20 protein-coding genes are annotated in these 20,564 nt (G+C 62.2%); 14 read left to right on the forward strand and 6 right to left on the reverse strand.

From position 1 onward, the window contains the following. Window positions 1-14: 14 nt before the first annotated feature. Window positions 15-1,055 carry a hypothetical protein gene (locus tag Tel_14885; GenBank protein ID ALP54326.1) on the reverse strand — a complete coding sequence of 347 codons (1,041 nt, stop codon included), beginning with the start codon at window positions 1,053-1,055 and terminating at the stop codon, window positions 15-17. A gap of 157 nt (window positions 1,056-1,212) precedes the next feature. Between Tel_14885 and Tel_14890 the strand changes: the two genes are divergently transcribed. Genes Tel_14890 through Tel_14930 form a run of 9 tightly spaced genes read left to right on the forward strand, consistent with a single transcriptional unit; the run spans window position 1,213 to window position 11,678 of the window. After that, on the forward strand, window positions 1,213-1,716 hold the full coding sequence (locus Tel_14890; GenBank protein ID ALP54327.1) for a peptide deformylase: 504 nt from the start codon (window positions 1,213-1,215) through the stop codon (window positions 1,714-1,716). A 23-nt stretch (window positions 1,717-1,739) separates the two neighbouring features. After that, window positions 1,740-2,699, forward strand: a complete 960-nt coding sequence (fmt, locus tag Tel_14895) for a methionyl-tRNA formyltransferase (GenBank protein ID ALP54328.1) — start codon at window positions 1,740-1,742, stop codon at window positions 2,697-2,699. A gap of 10 nt (window positions 2,700-2,709) precedes the next feature. Then, window positions 2,710-4,017, forward strand: a complete 1,308-nt coding sequence (locus Tel_14900; GenBank protein ID ALP54329.1) for a 16S rRNA methyltransferase — start codon at window positions 2,710-2,712, stop codon at window positions 4,015-4,017. A 6-nt stretch (window positions 4,018-4,023) separates the two neighbouring features. Next, window positions 4,024-4,608, forward strand: a complete 585-nt coding sequence (locus Tel_14905; GenBank protein ID ALP54330.1) for a hypothetical protein — start codon at window positions 4,024-4,026, stop codon at window positions 4,606-4,608. Next, entirely contained in the window at window positions 4,590-6,812 is a 2,223-nt protein-coding gene (locus tag Tel_14910; protein ID ALP54331.1) for a hypothetical protein, read from the forward strand. Before Tel_14905 ends, Tel_14910 begins: the two co-directional genes overlap by 19 nt. After that, window positions 6,809-8,176, forward strand: a complete 1,368-nt coding sequence (locus Tel_14915) for a transcriptional regulator (GenBank protein ALP54332.1) — start codon at window positions 6,809-6,811, stop codon at window positions 8,174-8,176. Before Tel_14910 ends, Tel_14915 begins: the two co-directional genes overlap by 4 nt. Before the next feature lie 41 nt (window positions 8,177-8,217). After that, on the forward strand, window positions 8,218-9,591 hold the full coding sequence (gene trkA, locus Tel_14920) for a potassium transporter peripheral membrane component (GenBank protein ALP54333.1): 1,374 nt from the start codon (window positions 8,218-8,220) through the stop codon (window positions 9,589-9,591). 27 nt (window positions 9,592-9,618) lie between these two features. After that, the gene (locus tag Tel_14925) at window positions 9,619-11,076 is read left to right on the forward strand and encodes a potassium transporter (GenBank protein ALP54334.1); all 1,458 of its coding nucleotides are present in this window, start codon (window positions 9,619-9,621) and stop codon (window positions 11,074-11,076) included. A gap of 17 nt (window positions 11,077-11,093) precedes the next feature. After that, window positions 11,094-11,678, forward strand: coding sequence for a hypothetical protein (locus tag Tel_14930; protein ALP54335.1), 585 nt, complete (start codon window positions 11,094-11,096; stop codon window positions 11,676-11,678). A gap of 45 nt (window positions 11,679-11,723) precedes the next feature. On the opposite strand, the gene Tel_14935 is transcribed toward Tel_14930, so the two are convergent. Further along, window positions 11,724-12,608: a hypothetical protein gene (locus tag Tel_14935; GenBank protein ALP54336.1), complete on the reverse strand. Its 885-nt coding sequence runs from the start codon at window positions 12,606-12,608 to the stop codon at window positions 11,724-11,726. A gap of 11 nt (window positions 12,609-12,619) precedes the next feature. After that, a complete protein-coding gene (locus Tel_14940) occupies window positions 12,620-12,853 on the reverse strand; it encodes a hypothetical protein (protein ID ALP54337.1) in 234 nt (77 codons plus the stop codon). 83 nt (window positions 12,854-12,936) lie between these two features. On the opposite strand from Tel_14940, the gene Tel_14945 reads away from it, so the two are divergent. Beyond that, window positions 12,937-13,386, forward strand: coding sequence for a hypothetical protein (locus tag Tel_14945; GenBank protein ID ALP54338.1), 450 nt, complete (start codon window positions 12,937-12,939; stop codon window positions 13,384-13,386). Between the two features lie 10 nt (window positions 13,387-13,396). Here Tel_14945 and Tel_14950 read toward each other — a convergent pair whose 3' ends face one another. After that, window positions 13,397-13,981 carry an acyl-phosphate glycerol 3-phosphate acyltransferase gene (locus tag Tel_14950; protein ALP54339.1) on the reverse strand — a complete coding sequence of 195 codons (585 nt, stop codon included), beginning with the start codon at window positions 13,979-13,981 and terminating at the stop codon, window positions 13,397-13,399. Between the two features lie 93 nt (window positions 13,982-14,074). Here Tel_14950 and Tel_14955 point away from each other — a divergent pair, with 93 nt between their 5' ends. After that, on the forward strand, window positions 14,075-14,431 hold the full coding sequence (locus Tel_14955) for a dihydroneopterin aldolase (GenBank protein ID ALP54340.1): 357 nt from the start codon (window positions 14,075-14,077) through the stop codon (window positions 14,429-14,431). A gap of 2 nt (window positions 14,432-14,433) precedes the next feature. Further along, entirely contained in the window at window positions 14,434-14,925 is a 492-nt protein-coding gene (locus Tel_14960; GenBank protein ID ALP54341.1) for a 2-amino-4-hydroxy-6-hydroxymethyldihydropteridine pyrophosphokinase, read from the forward strand. 6 nt (window positions 14,926-14,931) lie between these two features. Here the strand turns inward: Tel_14960 and Tel_14965 are convergent, their stop codons facing one another. Continuing rightward, window positions 14,932-15,684, reverse strand: a complete 753-nt coding sequence (locus Tel_14965) for a pteridine reductase (GenBank protein ID ALP54342.1) — start codon at window positions 15,682-15,684, stop codon at window positions 14,932-14,934. Window positions 15,685-15,751: 67 nt separating this feature from the next. Here Tel_14965 and Tel_14970 point away from each other — a divergent pair, with 67 nt between their 5' ends. Together Tel_14970 and Tel_14975 are read left to right on the forward strand one after the other, a co-directional pair. After that, window positions 15,752-16,939: a hypothetical protein gene (locus tag Tel_14970; protein ALP54343.1), complete on the forward strand. Its 1,188-nt coding sequence runs from the start codon at window positions 15,752-15,754 to the stop codon at window positions 16,937-16,939. Window positions 16,940-17,045: 106 nt separating this feature from the next. Further along, on the forward strand, window positions 17,046-19,214 hold the full coding sequence (locus Tel_14975) for a hypothetical protein (protein ALP54344.1): 2,169 nt from the start codon (window positions 17,046-17,048) through the stop codon (window positions 19,212-19,214). Between the two features lie 75 nt (window positions 19,215-19,289). Here the strand turns inward: Tel_14975 and Tel_14980 are convergent, their stop codons facing one another. Further along, window positions 19,290-20,453, reverse strand: a complete 1,164-nt coding sequence (locus Tel_14980; protein ID ALP54345.1) for a hypothetical protein — start codon at window positions 20,451-20,453, stop codon at window positions 19,290-19,292. Between the last annotated feature and the right edge of the window lie 111 nt (window positions 20,454-20,564).

A 20,564-nucleotide genomic window follows, 5' to 3' on the forward strand; every position in this document is an offset into this window, starting at 1 on the left:
GACTACCACTTTAGCTAGGGTTTGGTAACGGGATCGCCGATGCGAATGTCCTTCACCGCGCTCATCACCAGGGCGTAACTGACCCGGTCGAAGACATTCACCACCATCAGCAGGCCGGAGCGTTCGTCGGGCAGCTGGACCTGGGGTTTGAAGAAGTCTTCCGATTGTTCGTCGGTTACCTTGATCCCTTTCTTGCGCACCGCCAGCACATGGCCCAGCTCCATGCCGTCCATCTTGCCCAGGTTGAGCACCACCGTCTGGTATTGGCCGGCGCGCGACATGCCATCGAAGATGGAGATGATGCGGCCGTTGCTCAGATTGCCCGGCGCATGGGGCGTGAAACTGTTGTCGATGGCCTCTTCGTCGGAGGCCATGACCTTGTCGCCCAGCAGGGTCTCACGATAACTCTCGACGATGCGCAGGGTGGCGGGCTCGCCCTCGCGGATCAAACGGGCATCGGAGACGTGGATGGCCTCGTAGCCGAGGATGTCATTCTTGTCATCCGGGTTGCGATAGACATTGCCAATGCGGTAGATGCTGTAATCCTTGCTGTCGTCCTGCTGCAGGTCGGCGACATAGATCTTGCCGCCTTCGCCGCTGATCAGGTGATCCTCTTCGGCGTAGCTGATGTAGCCGGCCTGATTGATCTCCGCCTGGGTGAGAATGCGCGGCCGTTTCAGAAACTGGGCCACGGCGCTGGACGGAATGGTGGTGATGGCGCTTTCCAAGCGGCTGGTACGCGCGGTGGGCGATAGTTTAATGGTGGGGCGGCCGCGGGTCAGCTCCAGTACCGGTTTGCCGTCGCGAAATACCAGGCTGATGACATCACCGGGATAGATCAGGTGCGGATTTTTGATTTCCGGATTGATATGCCAGATTTCGGGCCAGCGCCAGGGGTCGCGCAGGAATTTGGAGGAGATATCCCAGAGTGTGTCGCCCTTGACCACCACATAACGTTGCGGATGGTCCGGATTGAGCGCCAGGGTGTCGGCGAACACGGCCGTGTTCAGGCAGAGGCTGGCGATGAGGGCGAGCAGTGCATTCCTGATTGACATAGGGGCTTCCTTAAATAGCATTCCAAATTACATCGAGTGTAGCGAATAACAAGGTCCGGGCGAACCAAACCGGAAAAATGGGGTCCCCCATTAACGGTGATATCATTTCAGTTCAGCAGTATAATCGGCAGTTCGAGTAAATATTTAATCTTTTGTTATGTCAATCAGACCCATATTGCACTTTCCCGATGAGCGCTTGAGACAGCCGTCACAGCCGGTGGCAGCTGTGGACGATGATATTCGCCAGCTCGTCGACGATATGTTCGAGACCATGTACGAGGCGCCCGGCATCGGCTTGGCCGCGCCCCAGGTGAATGTCTTCCAGCGCGTTATTGTGATCGATATCTCGGAAGACAAAAGCGCGCCTCAGGCCTTCATCAATCCCGAGCTGTTGGAAATCCGCGGCATCGAGCAGATGGAGGAGGGCTGTCTGTCCGTCCCCGGTATTTACGAAACGGTGGAGCGCGCCGACTGGATCCGTGTGCGCGCCCTGGATCGCAACGGCGAGATATTCGAAAGAGAGATGGACGGTCTGGAAGCGGTCTGCATTCAGCACGAGATCGACCACCTGGACGGCAAATTGTTCGTCGATTATCTCTCCCCCCTAAAGCGCCAGCGCATTCGCAAGAAGATGGAAAAACAGCGTCGCCAGACGTTGTGATCTTGGCCAGATAATTTTTCTTGATGTCAGCCCCCCTGAAAGTCATTTTCGCCGGCACGCCCGAGTTCGCCGCCGTCGCCCTGCGGGCATTGCTGGATTCACATCATGATGTCATCGCCGTGTATACCCAGCCCGACCGCCCTGCCGGTCGCGGCCGCAAGCTGACGCCCAGCCCGGTCAAAGGACTGGCCCGGGAACACGACATCGTGGTCTGCCAGCCCGTCACCCTCAAGGATGCCGAGGCCCAGCGGCAATTGGCCGACCTCAACGCCGATGTCATGGTGGTGGTGGCCTACGGCCTGTTGCTGCCGCCGGCGGTCATCGAGATACCGCGCTTGGGTTGTGTCAACATCCACGCCTCGTTGCTGCCGCGCTGGCGCGGCGCGGCGCCGATTCAGCGGGCCATTTTGGCGGGCGACAGCGAGACCGGCGTCACCATTATGCAGATGGACGCGGGTTTGGATACCGGCGCCATGCTGCTCAAACGCAACACCCCCATCGGCCGCGAGGACAGTGCCCAGACCCTGCACGATCGCTTGGCTGAAATCGGCGCCGCGGCGGCCGTCGAGGTGTTGGATCAATTGAGTGAGGGAAGGCTCGAGCCCGAGGCACAGGACGACAGCCAGGCCTGTTATGCCGCCAAGCTGAGCAAGGCCGAGGCGCTGATCGACTGGCATCAGCCGGCGCTCGACATCGAACGCCGGGTGCGCGCCTTCAACCCCTGGCCGGTGGCCCAGACCCGCCTCGGCGAGGACGTGCTGCGTGTTTGGCAGGCCCAGGCGCTGGACGACGTGATGACCCAGGCCCAGCCCGGCAGTGTCATCCGGGCGGGCAAGACCGGCATCGACGTGGCCACGGGCAAGGGGGTATTGCGCATCGTGTCGGCCCAGTTGCCGGGCAAACGGGCCATGGCCGCCGCAGATTTGCTCAATGCGCGCAAAGAACTGAAGCAGCCGGGACACCGGTTGGGTTCGGCCGGGTAGCGCCTTATTTATGGATGCCCGGATCGCCGCCGCCAAGGCGCTGGATGAGGTGATCCGTCAGGGCCGCTCCCTGAACTCCGCATTGCCACGCTGGCAGGACAAGGTCAGCCTGCGTGACCGTGCCCTGTTGCAGGAGCTGTGTTTCGGTAGCCTGCGCTGGTACTGGCGCCTCGACGCCATCGCCAAACAGCTGTTGCGCAAACCCTTCAAGGCCAAGGACACCGATGTCCAAGCCCTCATCCTGGTGGGTCTGTACCAGTTGGAATATCTGCGCGTACCCGATCACGCCGCCGTCGGCGCGACCGTGGCGGCCACCCAGGGTCTCAATAAACCTTGGGCGCGGGGGCTGGTGAACGCGGTGCTGCGTAATTTTCAGCGCGGCCGGGAAAACATTCTGACCCGCCTGCAGCGCGACCCGGTGGCGTTATACGCGCACCCCGCCTGGCTGATCGAACGTCTGCAGGCGGCCTATCCGCAGCACTGGCAGGCCGTGCTCGAGGCCAACAACCAACACCCGCCCATGACCCTGAGGGTGAATGCCTGTCGCAGCGCCCGCGATGATTATCTTGCCGCATTGGCCGCCGCCGGCTATCAGGCCCGTGCCTTTCCCTACTCAGATTCAGGTGTCGTCTTAGAGAGCGCTGTCGATGTCGACCTGTTGCCCGGTTTCGCCGCCGGTGATGTGTCGGTGCAGGACGGCGCGGCGCAGCTGGCGGCGCTGTTGTTGGATGCACAGCCCGGTGAACGCATTCTGGATGCCTGCGCCGCGCCCGGCGGTAAGGCCGCCCACGTGCTCGAGCGTCAGCCCCGCTTGGCCGAGCTGGTGGCCGTGGATCAGGATGGCCAGCGCCTGGAGCGGGTCGGGCAAACGCTGGCGCGTCTGAATCTATGCGCCACCTTGGTGTGTGCCGATGCCGCCCGGCCTGAGGTGTGGTGGGACGGCCGCGTCTTCGATCGCATTCTGCTCGACGCGCCCTGCTCGGCCAGCGGCGTGATGCGCCGTCATCCCGACATCAAACTGCTGCGCCGTGACAGTGACATTGCCGCGCTGGCGCAACTGCAGGGGCGCATCCTGCGCGCCCTGTGGCCCTTGTTAAGGCCAGGCGGTATGCTGGTGTACGTCACCTGCTCGGTGCTGCCGCAGGAGAATGTGCAGCAGGTACAGCGCTTTTGTGCCGAACAAGAGGATGCCGAGCCGGTGCCGATAGCAGCGCAATGGGGCAGGGAGCAGGTCTTGGGGCGCCAGATTCTGCCGGGACAGCAAGGGATGGACGGCTTTTATTATGCATGTCTGCGTAAACGGGCGATGACGGAATAATCTTTGATGCAGCGGCTGCTCACATTCAGGCGCTGGCTGGCGGGCATGGCGCTGGGCTTGGTCGTGGCGCCGGCCTGGGGGCAAGAGCCGCCCGCCGTGACGCCCGGTTTCGAGGTGATCTCGGTGAGTTCGCGTCTGGCGGACCAGGTGCTGCGTCTGGATGCATTGTTCGAATTGCGCGTCAGCCAGCAGTTGGTGGAGGCGCTGCAAAACGGTGTGGCGCTGAATCTGCTCATCGAAATCGAGGTCAGCAAGGAGCGCGATTATCTCTGGTCTGCCAGCGTGGCCAGCCTCACTCAGCGCTATCAAATTTCCTATCAGCCGCTGACCACGCACTATGTGCTGGAAAATCTCAACAGCGGGGTGGAATTCCAGTTTCCCAGTCTGGAATCCTTGCTGGCGGTGGCCTCGGTATTGAGCGATTTTCCCCTGCTCGACAGCAGCCTGCTGGAAGAGGACGCCCGCTATTACGGCGAGATCCGCATCTCCATCGATCGCGACAGTTTTCCCGTGCCCTTGCGCTTGATGTCCTACGTCACCGATGACTGGTATCTGGCCAGCGAGTGGTTTGCATGGCCGTTGCTGCCCTGAGGCGCTTTTTCTCCAGCCAGGTGCCGGTGATCCTGCTGGTGGTGCTGCTGCTCGGTTCGCTCTACCTGATGAGCAGCGCCACGCAAAACTCGGAACAGTTCAGCCGCCTCTACATCCCCCTGCTGGTGATCAACGTAGTGGAGTTGCTGATCCTGGCCGGGCTGATCGCCGTCAACTTGGGGCGGCTGGTGCGCCAGTATCGCAACCACGCCACCGGTTCGCGCCTCACGGCGCGCCTGGTGGTGCTGTTCGTGGTGCTGGCGGTGGGGCCGGTGTCAGTCCTCTATTATTTCTCCCTCGGCTTCGTGCGCCACGGCATCGACAGTTGGTTCGATGTGCGCGTCGACCAGGCCCTCAACGACGCGCTCAACCTGAGTCGCACGGCCCTGGACTGGCGTATGCGCGACATGATGCGCCAGGCCGAATACGTGGCCGACAGTATCAGTGACGTGCCGCCCGACGAGCTGATCCTGTCGCTTAACGAAATGCGGCGCCAGATCGGTGCCCTGGAAGTGGCCCTGTTCAGCGTCAAGGGCGAGGTGATCGCCTTCAGCAGTGACGACGCCGGCAAACTGGCGCCGGAAACGGTGGACAAGATCATCCTATCGCAACTGGAGGGCGGTCTGGCCTACGTCGGCATCGACCCCATCAAGGACGGTCTGTACGCGCGCCTGGTGGTGAATGTGCCCGCCAGCCAGGCCACCTTCGAAGCGCGCGCGCTGCAGGCCCTGTATCCGGTGCCCGAGGGTATCAACCAGCTGGTCGACAGTGTCCAGGCCGCCTATGCCCAGCATGAACGCCTGGTGTTTTTGAGCGGGCCGCTGAAATTCAGCTTCACCCTGACCCTGTCCATCATCCTGTTGCTGAGTATCTTCACCGCGGTGTGGGCCGCCTTCTTTCTGGCGCGGCGGCTGGTGGCGCCGATCCGTATCCTGGCCATCGGCACGCGCGCCGTGGCCCAGGGGGATTATCATCGCCGCCTGCCGTTGGCGGCCACGCCCGGCGACGAATTGGGTTTTTTGGTTAAGTCGTTCAACACCATGATGGGGCGTATCGCCCGTGCCCAGGAGGAGGCCCGCATCAGTCAACAACGCCTGGAAGACCAGAAACTGTATCTGGAAACCGTGTTGGGCCACCTCTCCTCCGGCGTCATGACCTTGAACCAGGATGGCGTGCTGCGCACCGTCAACACCACCGCCGAGCTGATCCTGGGCAGCGATATCGCCGCCTGTATCGGCATGGGCTTGGTCGACATCGCCGCGCGCTATCCCCATATGGAGGAATTCATCGCCATGCTCGCCAGTCATATGGAGCAACAAAGCGGCAGCTGGCAGGAGCAGGTCACCGTGTTCGGCGCCGAGGGGCGTCAGCTGCTGATGTGTCGCGGTGTGCCCTTGCCGGACCCGGACGCCGGCCACGTGGTGGTATTCGACGACGTCACCACCCTGGTTCAGGCCCAGCGCGACGCCGCCTGGGGCGAGGTGGCACGGCGTCTGGCGCACGAGATCAAGAACCCGCTGACCCCCATCCAGTTGTCGGCCGAGCGCCTGCGGCACAAGTATCTGGCCATGATGCCCGAAGATGAACGCCGTGTGCTGGACCGCTCCACCCACACGATTATCCAGCAGGTGGAGACCATGAAGGAGATGGTCAAGGCCTTTTCCGATTACGCCCGCTCGCCGCGGCTGCAATTATCGGCCCTCGATTTCAACGAGTTGGTCAATGAGGTGCTGGAGTTGTATCGGGATGACAAGCAGCCGTTGCGCATCGATACCGACTTCGATGCGCGTATCGGCCAGGTGGATGTGGACAGCGGCCGACTGCGTCAGTTGCTGCACAACCTGATCAAGAACGCCATCGAGGCCCAGGCCGGTCAGGACGACGCCTGGATCCGCGTCCAGACGCGTCTGCTGGACAACAGTGGCGGCCGGTCGCTGGAGCTGGAGGTGGCGGACAATGGCGCCGGCATTCCGGATGCTATGATGGCCGATCTGTTCGAGCCCTATATCAGCTCCAAGACCAAGGGCAGCGGCCTGGGGCTGGCGATTGTGAAAAAGATCGTCGAAGAACATAACGGCGTGATCTGGGCCGAAAACAGCGCTGCAGGCGGGGCTCGGTTCACGATCCGTTTGCCGTTAAAATCGATGCCCAAGACTGATCGCCGGGCGGCGGGCCGGCCCGGCGCAAGCGAGGACGAAGCATGAGTGTCTCTCACATTCTAGTGGTGGACGATGAACCGGATATCCGCGAGCTGGTCAAGGAGATCCTGGAAGACGAGCACTACCGGGTGTCGGTGGCGGCCGACGGTGCCGCGGCGCGCCAGGCGCGCATGGAGCGCCGCCCGGACCTGATCCTGCTGGATATCTGGATGCCCGATATCGATGGCATCAGTCTGCTCAAGGAGTGGCAGCAAAGCGACGAACCGGCGCCGCCGGTGGTGGTGATGTCGGGTCACGGCACGGTGGAGACCGCGGTCGAGGCCACCCGCCTGGGGGCCTATGATTTTCTGGAAAAGCCCCTGTCCATGGCCAAGCTGCTGCTCACCATTCGCCATGCCCTGGACGACTACAACCTGCGGCGCGAAAACCTGGGCCTGCGCCGCCACCTGCGTCCGCTCAGCCGGCCGCTGGGGCGCAGTCAGGCCATGGCGACCCTGCGCGATCAGGCCGAGAAGGTCGCCCAAACCGACGCCTGGGTGTTGCTCAGCGGTGAGCCCGGTGTCGGCAAGCGTCTGCTGGCGCGCCTCATCCACAATCTCAGCCCGCGTCGCGAGGGCGATTTCGTCGAGGTGGGCGTGGCCACCATCGTGCCCGCCAATGCGGTGATGGAGCTGTTCGGTGAGGAGAGCGGCGATAAGGTGCGCTACGGCCTGCTGGAGCAGGCCAGCGGCGGCACCCTGTTTTTGAATGAGGTCGCCGACATGGACCTGGATCTGCAGGCGCGCCTGGCCAGTGCCCTGCAGGGGCAGTCCTTTGTCCGCCTGGGCGGCTCACGCGCGGTACAGATCGATATCCGCGTCATTGCCTCCAGTCACAAAGATCTGCTCGAAGAGGTGCGCCGCGGCCGCTTCCGCGAAGACTTGTATTACCTGCTCAACGTGGTGCCCATCACTGTGCCGCCGCTGCGGCAGCATCGTGAAGACATCACCGATTTATTGTCCTATTACGTCGATTTTTTCGTCGACAGCGATGCCTTACCCTACCGCGCCTTTTCCGTGGCGGCGCAAAACAAGTTGCGTAATTACGACTGGCCGGGCAATGTGCGCGAGTTGAAGAGTATTGTGCATCGCCTGTTGATCCTCGGCGCGGGTGAGAGCATCGACATCGACGAGGTCGACGCCGTGCTCGGCACCCAGCCGCCGGCCACGCTCCAGACGGCTGGATTCAACTTTGAGCTGCCGCTGCGCCAGGCGCGCGAACAGTTCGAAAAGGCCTATATCGAACATCAGCTGCGCAATGCCGACGGCAATGTGTCCCAGGTGGCCAAAGCGGCGGGCATTGAGCGCACTCATCTGTACCGTAAAATGAAGGCGCTGGGCATCAATCCGAAGGAGGGCGGGCAGGCGTGAAGGGCGGGCATGACAACCATAAAGCGCTGGATGGATAGTCTATGAAAATCATTATTCTCGGGGCGGGGCAGGTGGGTTCTTCGGTGGCCGCCAATCTGGCCAGTGAGGCCAACGACATCACCATGGTGGACGTGGACGCCAAACTGTTGCGCGACCTGCAGGACCGCCTCGACATCCGCACCGTCAACGGCCATGCCTCCTACCCTGACGTGTTGCGCCGCGCCGGCGCCGAGGACGCTGACATGATCCTGGCGGTGACCAACAGCGACGAGACCAACATGATCGCCTGCCAGGTGGCCTACAGTCTGTTCCGCACCCCCACCAAGGTGGCGCGCATCCGCTCGCGCGAATATCTCGGCTACAGCAAACTGTTCGGCAACGAGGCGGTGCCGGTGGATGTGATGATCAGCCCGGAGCAGGTGATCATCGATTACGTGCAAAAGCTGATCGCCCACCCCGGCGCCCTGCAAGTGCTCGACTTCGCCGACGGCCTGGCACAGCTGGTGGCGGTGAAGGCCTACTACGGCGGTCCGCTGGTGGGCCAGGAGCTGCGCAAGCTGAGGGATCACATGCCTACCGTAGACACGCGCGTGGCCGCTATCTTCCGCCGCGGCACGCCCATCATCCCCGAGGGTGATACGGTGATCGAGGCCGACGACGAGGTCTTCTTCATCGCCGCGCGCAAGGATATCCGCACCGTCATGGGCGAGCTGCGTCGCATCGACCGGCCCAATAAGCGCATCATCATCGCCGGCGGCGGCAACATCGGCAAGGGCCTGGCCCAGACCTTGGAGAACGATTACAACGTCAAGCTCATCGACCACAATCCGCGCCGCTCGCGCCAGATCTCCGAGGAGTTGGATAAAACCATCGTGCTGCAGGCCGACGCCGCCGACGAGGAGCTGCTGCTGGAGGAAAACATCACCAGCACCGACGTCTTCTGCGCCGTCACCAACGACGACGAAGCCAACATCCTCTCGGCCATGCTGGCCAAGCGCCTGGGGGCGCGCAAAGTGCTGGCCCTGATCAATCGCGCCTCTTATGTAGACCTGGTAGAGTCGGGCGATATCGATATCGCCATCTCGCCGCACCAGGCCATGATCGGCAGCCTGTTGGCCCACGTGCGGCGCGGCGACGTGGCGGCGGTGCATTCCCTGCGCCGCGGCGCCGCCGAGGCCATCGAGGCGGTGGCTCACGGCGATGCGCGTTCCTCCAAGGTGGTGGGCCGCGCCATCGAAGAGATCCGCCTGCCGCCGGGCGCCAACATCGGCGCCATTGTCAGGGGCGAGGACGTCATCATCGCCCATCACGATACGGTCATCGAGGCCGAGGACCACGTCATCCTGTTCCTGGTGGACAAGCGCCGCGTGCGCGACGTGGAAAAGCTGTTCCAGGTCGGCGTGACCTTTCTATAACTCCAATTATCCGGGTGAATTAGACGCATGCAGTTGTTTGTCATCCAGCGCATCCTCGGCCTGTTGCTGATGTTGTTCAGCATCACCATACTGACGCCGGTGCCGGTTTCGATCTTCTATCAGGACGGCGCCATGATGCCTTTCCTGGTGGCCTTTCTGGTCACTCTCGTCACCGGCGCGGTGTTTTGGTTTCCGGTGCGCGGGCATCGCTCCGATCTGCGCGTGCGCGACGGCTTCGTGGTGGTGGTGATGTTCTGGACGGTGCTGGGCGTATTCGGTGCACTGCCGTTTCTGCTGTCGGGTCAGCCGAGCATTTCGATAACGGACTCCATCTTTGAGTCCATGTCCGGCCTTACCACCACCGGCGCGACGGTGATCTCGGGGCTGGATACCCTGCCGCGCTCCATCCTGTTCTATCGCCAACAGCTGCAGTGGCTGGGAGGCATGGGGATTATCGTATTGGCGGTGGCGGTATTGCCCATGCTCGGCATCGGCGGCATGCAGCTGTATCGCGCCGAGACCCCGGGCCCGATGAAGGACAACAAGCTGACGCCGCGCATCACCGAGACCGCCAAGGCGCTGTGGTACATCTATCTGACCCTGACCATCGCCTGCGGCCTGGCGTACTGGGCGGCGGGCATGAATGCTTTCGACGCCGTGGCCCATGCCTTTTCCACCGTGGCCATCGGCGGCTTCTCCACCCACGATCTGAGCATGGGCTACTTTTTCGCCGAGGCACCGCTGGTGGAGGTGGTGGCGATCGTGTTCATGTTTTTGTCGGGGATCAATTTTGCGCTGCATTTTCTGGCCTGGCGTCGTCACGGCCCGCGCGCCTATTTCGTCGACACCGAATTCAAGGTCTATGCCGCCATTCTCCTGATCGCCGCCATCGTGACCAGCGCTTATCTCTATTGGACCGCCACCTTCGAGTCGCCGGGTGAGGCGGCGCTGCGCGGTGTGTTTCAGGCCGTCTCCATCGGCACCACTACCGGTTTCACCGTGGCCGAGTATCACACCTGGCCCGGCATCCTGCCCATCATGCTGCTGATGATGAGCTTCATCGGCGGCTGCGCCGGCTCCACCGGAGGCGGTATGAAGGTGATTCGGGTGGTGATGCTGATTAAGCAGGGCGCGCGCGAGATCCTGCGCCTGGTCCATCCCAGCGCCCACATTCCGGTCAAGGTGGGCAACAAGGCCTTGACAGACCGGGTCATGGAGGCGGTGTGGGGCTTCTTCTCGCTCTATGTCGTGTGTTTTTGCATCATGTCCCTGATCCTGGTGGCCACCGGGCTCGACTTCGTGACGGCCTTTTCCGCCGTGGCGGCCTGCATGAATAATCTGGGTCCGGGGCTGGGCGACGTGGGGTCCAACTACACCAGCGTCAATGATGTCGCCAAGTGGGTGCTGTGTTTCGCCATGTTGCTCGGCCGCCTGGAGATCTTTACCCTGTTGGTATTGTTGACCCCCGCCTTCTGGCGTAAATAGCATAAGGAACAGCTGTGATGAGCGACCCGACCCAGGAAAAATGGGATCGTATTTATAGTCAAACCCGCGAGCAGGCCGTGCCCGCCATGGCGGTGGTGCGCGATAACCTGCACCTGGTGCCGGAAGCGGGCGCGGGTCTGGAACTGGCCTGCGGCCTGGCGGCCAACAGCTTCGCCCTGGCCGAGGCGGGCCTGGAAATGGATGCCTGGGATATTTCGCCGGTGGCGGTGGAACAGATCAACCGCCGTGCCGCCGACAGCGGCTTGCCGGTCCGGGGCGAGGCGCGCGACGTGGTCAGCCGTCCGCCCGCGAGTGGCCGCTACGATGTGGTGGTGGTGAGCCACTTTCTCGACCGTTCCATCATCCCCGCCATTCAAGACTGTCTCAAACCGGGGGGGCTGGTGTTCTATCAGACCTTTACCCAGACGCGCGTCAGCGAGGGCGGTCCCACCAATTTGGACTTTCGTCTGGCCGACAATGAGCTGTTGCAGCTGTTTAAAGGCTTCAAGGTGCTGGTCTATCGTGAAGAGGGGCGCCAGGGGGACACCACCCAGGGCTTTCGCAACGAGGCCCTGCTGGTGGCACAGAAGCCTGCCGTCTAAGCCGCATTCCTCGGCGCCCTTGAGCCGTCCGCACGGGGTGAACCTTTACCTGTCATAAATATCCGCTTCGCCCGCCGGCCGGGTGCGGAAGCGTTTATACCCCCATTGATACTGCGTCGGCAGGCGGCGCACCGCCTGTTCCACCATTTGGTTGAGCGCCGTGAGCGATGTTTCCAGATCCTTAGCATAGAGTGCATCGGGCGCCGGCGCGAAGTGAATGGCGAAGCCGCGGGCGCGCGGCAGGCGTTCGGCATAACAGCACAACACCGTGGCCCCGGACTTGCCGGCCAAGCGCGATAGCAGGGTCATGGTGTTGGCCTGAATGCCGAAGAAGGGGGCGAACTGGCCGCCGCTATCGCGCGGGTCCTGGTCCGGCAGGATGGCCACCACTTCGTTGTGCGCCAGGGCCTGATAAAGCGCACGCACGCCCTTGGCCGTGGTGGGCACCAGCTTGGCGCCGAAGTGCTCCCGTGCCCGGCGGATCAACGCATCCAGCGCCGCCTGCCGCGGCGGGCGATATAGGCTGGTCATGGGATAGTGTGACGAGCAGTATAGTCCGATGACTTCCCAGTTGCCCAGGTGGGGGATGGCCAGGATCACGCCCTTGCTTTGCGCCAGGGCATGCTGCAAATGTTGGCCGCCGTGAACCGTTGCAACCAGCTCGGCAAAGCGTTGTTGATTGCCCAGCCACAGGCGTCCGCTTTCAAAAAAGGCCTTGCCGGTTTCGGCCAGGTTTTGGCGCAGCAGTCGCTGTCGCTGCGCCGGGTTCAGTTCGGGAAAACACACGTTCAGGTTGGTCTGGGCAACGCGCTTTAGTTCATTGTCGCCGAGCATGAGCCATCGGCCCAGCAGGGCGCCGCAGAGATGATTGAAGCGCAAGGGCAGGCGCGCGCTGAGGTGCAGCAGCGCACGGATCAGGTTAGCGCGCATGTCTCACCGGGTTAGTTTTCGGCATCGATTTGATCAGAGTCGTCGCGCGCCAGGATGCGGCGCGCCTGTTCGGCTTGCGGCGGCACCTGCAGTTTGATGCCGCCCACGGCGATGCTGTAGAGCCAGTCGGTTTGCACTAGGTGTTCGTCGGCCAGATGGGCGTCCAGGCCTTCGGCCAGCAGGCGGCCCATGGCGATATGGGCCTCAGGCGAGGTATCGAAACTGGCGACGGTAACAAAGTCCATGGCGCTGGAAAACCTGATCGGGGTTATACTTTATGGGTTTCGATCATTTTAACAGGAGTGGCCGCTCCGGCGGTCATAGGCTTATGGATTATATTGCGCAATTCGGTTTTCATTGGTTCTGGTTCGGCACCGCCACCCTGTTGCTGGCCATTGAGGCGGTGCACGGCAAATTCATGTTTATGGCCGCCAGTCTGGCGGCGGTAGCGTTAGGGATTCTGAGTCATTTTTATCCCGGCATTGCTTTCCCCATACAGATCCTGTTTTTCGGCGTCATCGCCGCGGTCTTTATCTGGGTGGCCCGATCCTCTCTAGAGACGCGCATGGAGCGCATCCGGCGGCAGCAGGAGATCGTGCAACAGCGCAGTTATGTGGGTCAGGTGCTGACCCTGGTCAGCCCCATCGAAAACGGCCGGGCCCACCAGAACCTGGACGGCACGGTCTGGACCCTGCAGGGGCCGGATGCCCCCGCCGGTGCGCAGGTCAGGGTGGTGGACATGGGGGCGGGCTGGCTCCGGGTTGAAGCGTTGGATTGAACCGCTGTGATCATTGACTGATTTTGCCTTCCGCGCCGTTCATCAGGCGCTGAATGTTGCTGCGATGGCGCCACAGCAGCAGCAGCGACATCACCAGGCTGAGGATGATATAGATGCGGTTTGGCAGCAGTACCCAGGTATACACCGGCGCCAGCACTGTCGCCGTCAGGGCTGCGAGCGAAGACACCTTGAACAGCTTGGCGGTGACCAACCAGGTGGCCAGCAGCGCCAATGCCAGCGGCCAGGACAGGCCCAGAAAGACGCCCATGGCGGTGGCCACGCCCTTGCCGCCGTGAAAGCCGAAAAAGACCGGATACAAATGGCCGAGAAAGGCGGCCATGGCCGCGGCCGCCACCACGCTGTCAGCGACGCCGGCCAGCTGCGCCAGCAGCACCGGCAGCAGGCCCTTGAGCATATCGCCGAACAGGGTGACGGCGGCCGCCTTTTTGCCGCCGTAGCGCAGTACGTTGGTGGCGCCGGGGTTGCGCGAGCCCTCGGAACGGGGATCGGGCAGGCCCATCAGTTTGCAGGTGATGATGGCCGCCGACAGCGAACCGAGTAGATAGGCGAACACAACCAGGGCGATATCAAGCATAATATTTCACATTGATGAACACGGGAACGGGGCGTAATGATACGGTAAATCGGGCCGCATTGCCCACTCTTCAAAGCAACGACAAGCAGACAGATGGATATTATTTACTTAAGTGATTTGCGTATTCAGACCGTGATCGGCGTGTTCGACTGGGAGCGGGAGATCAAACAAGAGGTGGTGATCGATCTGGAGATGGCCAGCGACATCCGCCGCGCCGCCGAGACCGATGCGCTGGAAGACACCCTGGACTACAAATCGGTGGCCAAGCGCGTCATCGGCTTCGTCGAGGCGAGCGAGTTTCAGTTGGTGGAGACCCTGGCCGAACGCGTCGCCGCCGTCGTGCGTCAGGAATTCGGCGTGCCCTGGCTGCGGCTGCGGCTGAACAAGCAGGGCGCGCTGCGCGGCGCCCGCGACGTGGGGGTGATTATCGAACGCGGCACAAAGGAATAGGTATGGCCCAGGTCTATGTCAGCGTCGGCAGCAACATCGAGCCGACCGCCAATATCCGCTCCGCCATGCGTGAATTGCGCCGTCATTATCCGCAACTGCTGCTGTCCTCGGTCTACGAGAGCGAGGCGGTGGGGTTTGCCGGCGACAACTTCTACAACCTGGTGGTGGGCTTCGAGACCGATGATGACGTCTACCGCGTCGCCGCGGTGCTGAACAGCCTTGAGGCGAGCCATGCCCGCGACCGGCGCGCGCCCAAGTTCAGCTCACGTACCATTGATCTGGATCTGCTGTTGTATGACGATGCCGTCATTCATCAAAACGGCCTCAACATTCCCCGCGACGAGATCACCAAAAACGCCTTCGTGCTCTGGCCTCTGGCCGAGATCGCCGGCGATCTGACGCATCCCCAGACCGGACGCAGCTATGCCGAGATGTGGCGCGATTACGATAAGAATCGCCAGTCGCTCTGGCCTATCCCCTTTGGCTGGGATTGATGCGGATCAGAAGCCCAGCGTCCGCCCGCCGTCCACATTGATGATCTGGCCGCTGATGTAGTCGGCGTCGCGGATCAGAAACAGCACCGTCTTGGCGATATCCGCCGGCGCGCCCTGGCGTTTCAGGGCCGTGCGGTTGATGATCTGTTCTTTCGTCTTGGGTTTGAGCGCCCGTTCCGGCCAGAGGATGGCGCCGGGGGCGACGCCGTTGACGCGCAGCTCCGGCCCCAGCTCGCGCGCCAGCGCCATGGTGAGCATGGCCAGCCCGGCCTTGGCAGCGCTGTAGATGGGATAGTCTTTCATGGGGCGCTGGGCGTGGATGTCGACGATGTTGATGATGCAGCCCTGCCGTTTTTTCAGCTCGGGCGCCGCCGCCTGAGACAGAAAAAACGGCGCCTTCAGGTTGCTGCCGATGAGATCATCCCAGTCCGCCTCGCTGGCGCTGTCCATGGGGGTGGGATAAAAGGTCGAGGCGTTGTTGATCAGCACGTCCAGGCGTTGCCAGGGCTGACACGCGGCGGCAATGACGGCGGGCAGTCGCGCGGTGTCCAATAGGTCGGCCTGCAGCGGCACCACCGAGTCGGGCCGTATCGCATTCAGCTGCGCCGCCAGGGCCTCGGCTTGCGCGCTGGAATGGCGATAGTGCAGGGCGATGTTCATGCCGGCGCCGTGCAGCCGGCGCGCCAGTTCGGCGCCGATGCGGTGGGCCGCGCCCGTGATCAGGGCGACCTTATTGTCCAGCTTGGCAGGGTCGTTCATCGTGTTTCGGACCGGTTTCGGATAGACTGTCGCACTTTACCCCATCGAGCCGTAAACAGGAATTCAGATGTCAGACACAGGCGCAGAGCTGCCGCCGCCGGACCCGATCGCTGCGCAGCACAGCGCACGACTGCAGGCCGCCATGCGCAGCGAGATCGACGCCGCCGGCGGCGCCATCCGCTTCGCCCGTTTCATGCAGATGGCGCTGTACCAGCCCGGGCTGGGCTATTACAGCGCCGGGGCGCGCAAGTTCGGCGCGGCGGGGGATTTCGTCACCGCGCCGGAGCTATCGCCGCTGTTCTCGCGCTGCCTGGCGCGCCAGTGCCGCCAGATATTGGCTGAGATCGGCGGCGGCGATATCCTGGAGTTCGGTGCCGGCACCGGGGTGATGGCCGCTGAGCTGTTGCTGGAACTGGAACGCCTCGACACGCTGCCGGGACAGTATTTGATTCTCGAACTCAGTCCCGACCTGCGCCAGCGCCAGCGCCATACCCTGGCCCGTCGCGCCCCCCATTTGCTGGAGCGCGTCAGCTGGCTGGACGCGCTGCCCCACGCCGGTTTGCAGGGGGTGATTCTGGCCAATGAAGTGGTGGATGCCATGCCGGTGCACTTGGTGCGCTTTCTTGAGGACGGCGTGGCCGAGCGCTTCGTCGCCTGGAACGGTCGCGCCTTCGAATGGCGGGAACATGCGCCGCAGGCCGATCTGCAACAGGCCGTTGACTTGTTGCTCGACGAACTCGGTACTGAGGTGTTCTGTCCCGGCTATCTCAGCGAGATCAATCTGGCGCAACGCGGCTGGATCAACAGCTTGGCCGGTGTGCTGCAAAAAGGCGCCGCCCTGATCATCGACTACGGCTTTCCGCGCCACGAGTATTACCACCCCGACCGCACCGCCGGCACCTTGATGTGCCACTACCGTCACCGCGCCCACGGCGACCCGTTGATTCTGGCGGGATTACAGGATATCACCGCCCACGTGGATTTCACCGCCCTGGCCACGGCGGCCCAACAGGCCGGGCTGGATGTGCTGGGCTATACCAGTCAGGCCCAGTTCCTGCTCGCGACCGGCCTGACCGAGATGGTGGCGCAGCTCGACCCGGACGATACACGCCACTACTTACAGTTTACTCAACAGGTCAAAAAGCTTACTCTGCCTAATGAAATGGGCGAGTTGTTCAAAGTGTTGGCCTTGGGTCGCGGTCTGTCCGAAAGGCTGCAAGGCTTTGTTTTGCAGGACCGACGGCAGCGGCTCTAAGTTTTCCCCATAAAAAGTCGATATTTCAATAATCCCATTCTAGATATAAGGGAAGGGGCTTGTGCGCGCAGCGGCGGCGTTTAGGCGATATTGCCAAATTGCTTTATTGATCATCGGGTTGATGCTCGATGGTGGCGCCGTCGCGGCCGAAGCCAATGCCGCGTGGATCAGGATTGGTGTACTGACCAAGGGCAATGAGCCGCTGACCTTGCAGCGCTGGTCATCTACCGCTGACTATCTGCACCAGCACATTGCCGCCCGGCATTTTCGTATCGTGCCTTTGGATTTCAGTCAGATCGAGGCCGCCGTCAGCGGCGCCGAGATCGATTTCTTGCTCGCCAATCCCGCCATTTTCGCCGAGATGGAGACCGCCTACGGCGCCGCCGCCATGCTCACGCTTAAGCGCCGCGTGCTTGCCGAACGCTCCGCCGCTGTGTTTGCCGGGGCCATCGTCGTCAAGGCTGGGCGCCACGACCTACGTGGTATCGAACACCTAAAAAACATGCGCTTTGCAGCGGTGGATCCAACCTCCTTCGGCGGCTGGGCAATGGCCTGGCGCCAGATGAAGCTTAACGCTATCGACCCCTTTGTCGATCTTGCCGGGATTAAATTTCTCGGTTCCCACGAGGCGGTGGTGCAGGCCGTGCTCGACGGCACTGTGGATGCCGGCACGGTAAGGACAGGCGTACTGGAACAGATGGCCAGCACTGGCCGACTCGATCTGGACCAAGTACATGTCATGATGGAGCAAGGCGGCGCACTGGGCCACCCGAGCTTTGAGCTTTCGCTGTTGCATAGTACGGCGTATTACCCAGAGTGGCCGTTGGCCAGTCTGCCCCATACCGATAGCCAATTAGTGAAACAGGTGGCGCTGGCCCTGCTGGCGATGAATGCCGGTGATCCAGCCGCCCGGGCGGCTGGCATTGCCGGGTGGCAGCCGCCGGCCAATTACCTGCCGGTGCACGATTTGATGCGTGATCTGAAGCTGGCCCAATACCAGCATTTCGGCGAAGTCGAATTGCTCGATGCAGCGCGCCAGCACTGGCGCTGGGCGGCCTTGATCGTGCTGGCCCTGCTGCTGCTCACGGCGCTGGTGGTCTATGTCTTGCGGCTCAATCGGCACAATGCCGGTATTAATCGTCGCCTGCGCACCAAGAACCAACGGATTCAAGAAAGTGAACAGCGTTTGGCGGCGATCCTGGACAATGTCCTCGAAGCGGTGGTGACCATCGACTTTGCCGGCAACATCCAGACCTTCAATCGCGCCGCCGAGATGATTTTCGGTTACCGCCAACATGAGGTCGTCGGGTGCAATGTCAGCATGCTCATGCCGGCCCCGGTCGCGGCCGGCCATGACCAATTCATTGGCAACTACATCCGCACAGGCGAGGCCACGATCATCGGTATCGGGCGTGAAAGCGAAGGCTTGCGCAAGAATGGTGAAGTGTTCCCCCTCGAACTGGCGGTCAGCGAGGTGGCGCTGCGCGGCGAACGCATGTTTGTCGGCATCCTGCGCGACCTGAGCGAGAAGAAGGCCCATGAAGAGCGCCGTCGGCAGATGGAAAGACTGGAAGCACTATCCAAAATGGCCGGCGGTTTCGCCCACGAATTCAATAACCTGTTGTCCAGCATTGTCGGTTATACCGATATGTTGCTACTCGAGCTGGGCGACGCTCCCGAGCGCACTGCGGATCTAAGGCAGGTGATGGATGCGGCGCTGCGCGCCAAGTTGTTGGTCAAGCAATTACTCGACGTCAGTCGCAGCGATTATGAAGCGGCCTTGGTGCTGATGCCGCAGAAGATCGTCACCGAGGTCGTGGAGCTGTTGCAGAGTCTGTTACCCGACGGTGCCGAGATTCACAGCGATCTGCAGTGCCAGGCGTGCCAGGTCCTCATGTCGCCGCTGAATTTCCAGCAGATTGTCATGAACTTGGGTATGAACGCCATCGAGGCGCTGGCCGAGGGCGGCCGGATCGACATCAGTTTGGAATGCGGCCCACTGGACGAGCGCGTGGCGGCGGACATGGACGACCTGGCCGCCGGCGAGTATGCCGTGCTCACGGTGTCCGATGACGGCCGTGGTATAGCGGCGGAACGGTTGGCGCATATCTTCGAGCCCGTCTTTACAAATCATGACGTAGTCAAGGATCAGGTGGTCGGCCTGGCGGCCATTAAGGAGATCATCCACCGTCATCACGGCGCCGTCGAAGTACACAGCGCGCCCGGCACGGGCACCTGTTTCAAGGTCTATCTGCCCTGCACTCGGGCCGGTTAAGGCTGCTTTGAAATGAGTGTGGTCCGAGTGAGCGTGTTTGTGCTCGGATCGCGAGCGCCGCTTGAAAGGCGGGTGTCAGGCCGGGTCGGGCGCGACCTCGGGTTGCAACAAGGATACGATTTGGTCGCGGTTGAGGACGCCGACCAGCTTGGCCTTGTCATTGACGATGGGCAGGTGGCGAATGTGTTTTTCATCCAGCAGAGGCAGCAGTTCGGCGATGTGCGAGTTTTCCGGTGCGGTGATCACGGGATGGCTCATGATCTGGCCGACGACCTCCGGTTTGTCCGAGTCGGGCCCGGGTGTCGGTTTGATCAATGCCTGAATGCGTTGTTCCAGTGCGGCTTGGGGATAATCCCGGGCATGCCTGATGAAATCCTCCAGCGTGACGATGCCGATCACGTGCTGGGCGCAGTTGATGACCGGGATGGCGCTGGTGCGGTGCCGGCCCAGCCACGCCCAGGCCTCGTCCAGCGGGGTGGCGAACTCAGCCGCCAACGGGCTGGGGATCATCACATCGGAACAGCGCAGGTCGCCGAGATGGCGGCGGTGGTAATGGTGGCCGGCCTCCTGGTAGAGGCGCATCAGGTCATTCCGGTTGACGTCGATGAAGGTGTCGAAATGCTGTAGGGCATGATCCAGGTCCTGATCCTCAAAGGGCGGTTTCAGGTTCAGTTGCCGGGGTTCCTCGTCCCGCCGCAGCAGGGGTGATTCGAACCCGTCCTGACGCGGGCGACGCTGTAGCAGGATGGCCATGCCCCGTACCGCGCCATAAAGAATGACGGCATTCAGCAGTACCGGGGTGAAGACGAACAGATAGCCCAGCTGGGTGACGTCGGGGCCGGCCAGCACGGTGAGCATGGCCGTGGCGCCGCCGGGCGGATGCAGGCAGCGTAAATACTGCATGGCGAGCACGGCGCCGGTCACCGCCAGCGGGATGGCGAGCAATGGGTTGGGGATGTAAAGCGCGCATGTGACGCCGATGCCGGCACAGATCAAATGGCTGCCGAGCAGCGGCCAGGCCCGGTTCATGGGGCTTGAGGGGATGGCGACCAGCAAGACAGTGGAGGCGCCCATGGAGGCGACGATGAAGGGTGCCGTGCCGGGGGAGAGAAAGCGGTAGCTGATCCAGGTCACCACGCCCATGGCGATCAGCGCGGCGAGTGAGCTGAGCAGCATGTCGCGGTGGCTGAGATCCTGTTGGCCGGCCAGTCTGTGGAAAAGTGTACGCAAAAAGGCCACAGCGGTAATATCCTGAAAATAAAGGTGTTTTTATTATACATCTTTTTGTGCCAGGTCGGCACCCGTCACACAGGCCCTGCCGGGGGCGGCGGCTCGCCGTTCAAGGCTTGG

The sequence above is a fragment of the Candidatus Tenderia electrophaga genome (genome assembly GCA_001447805.1).
Taxonomy (GTDB): domain Bacteria; phylum Pseudomonadota; class Gammaproteobacteria; order Tenderiales; family Tenderiaceae; genus Tenderia; species Tenderia electrophaga.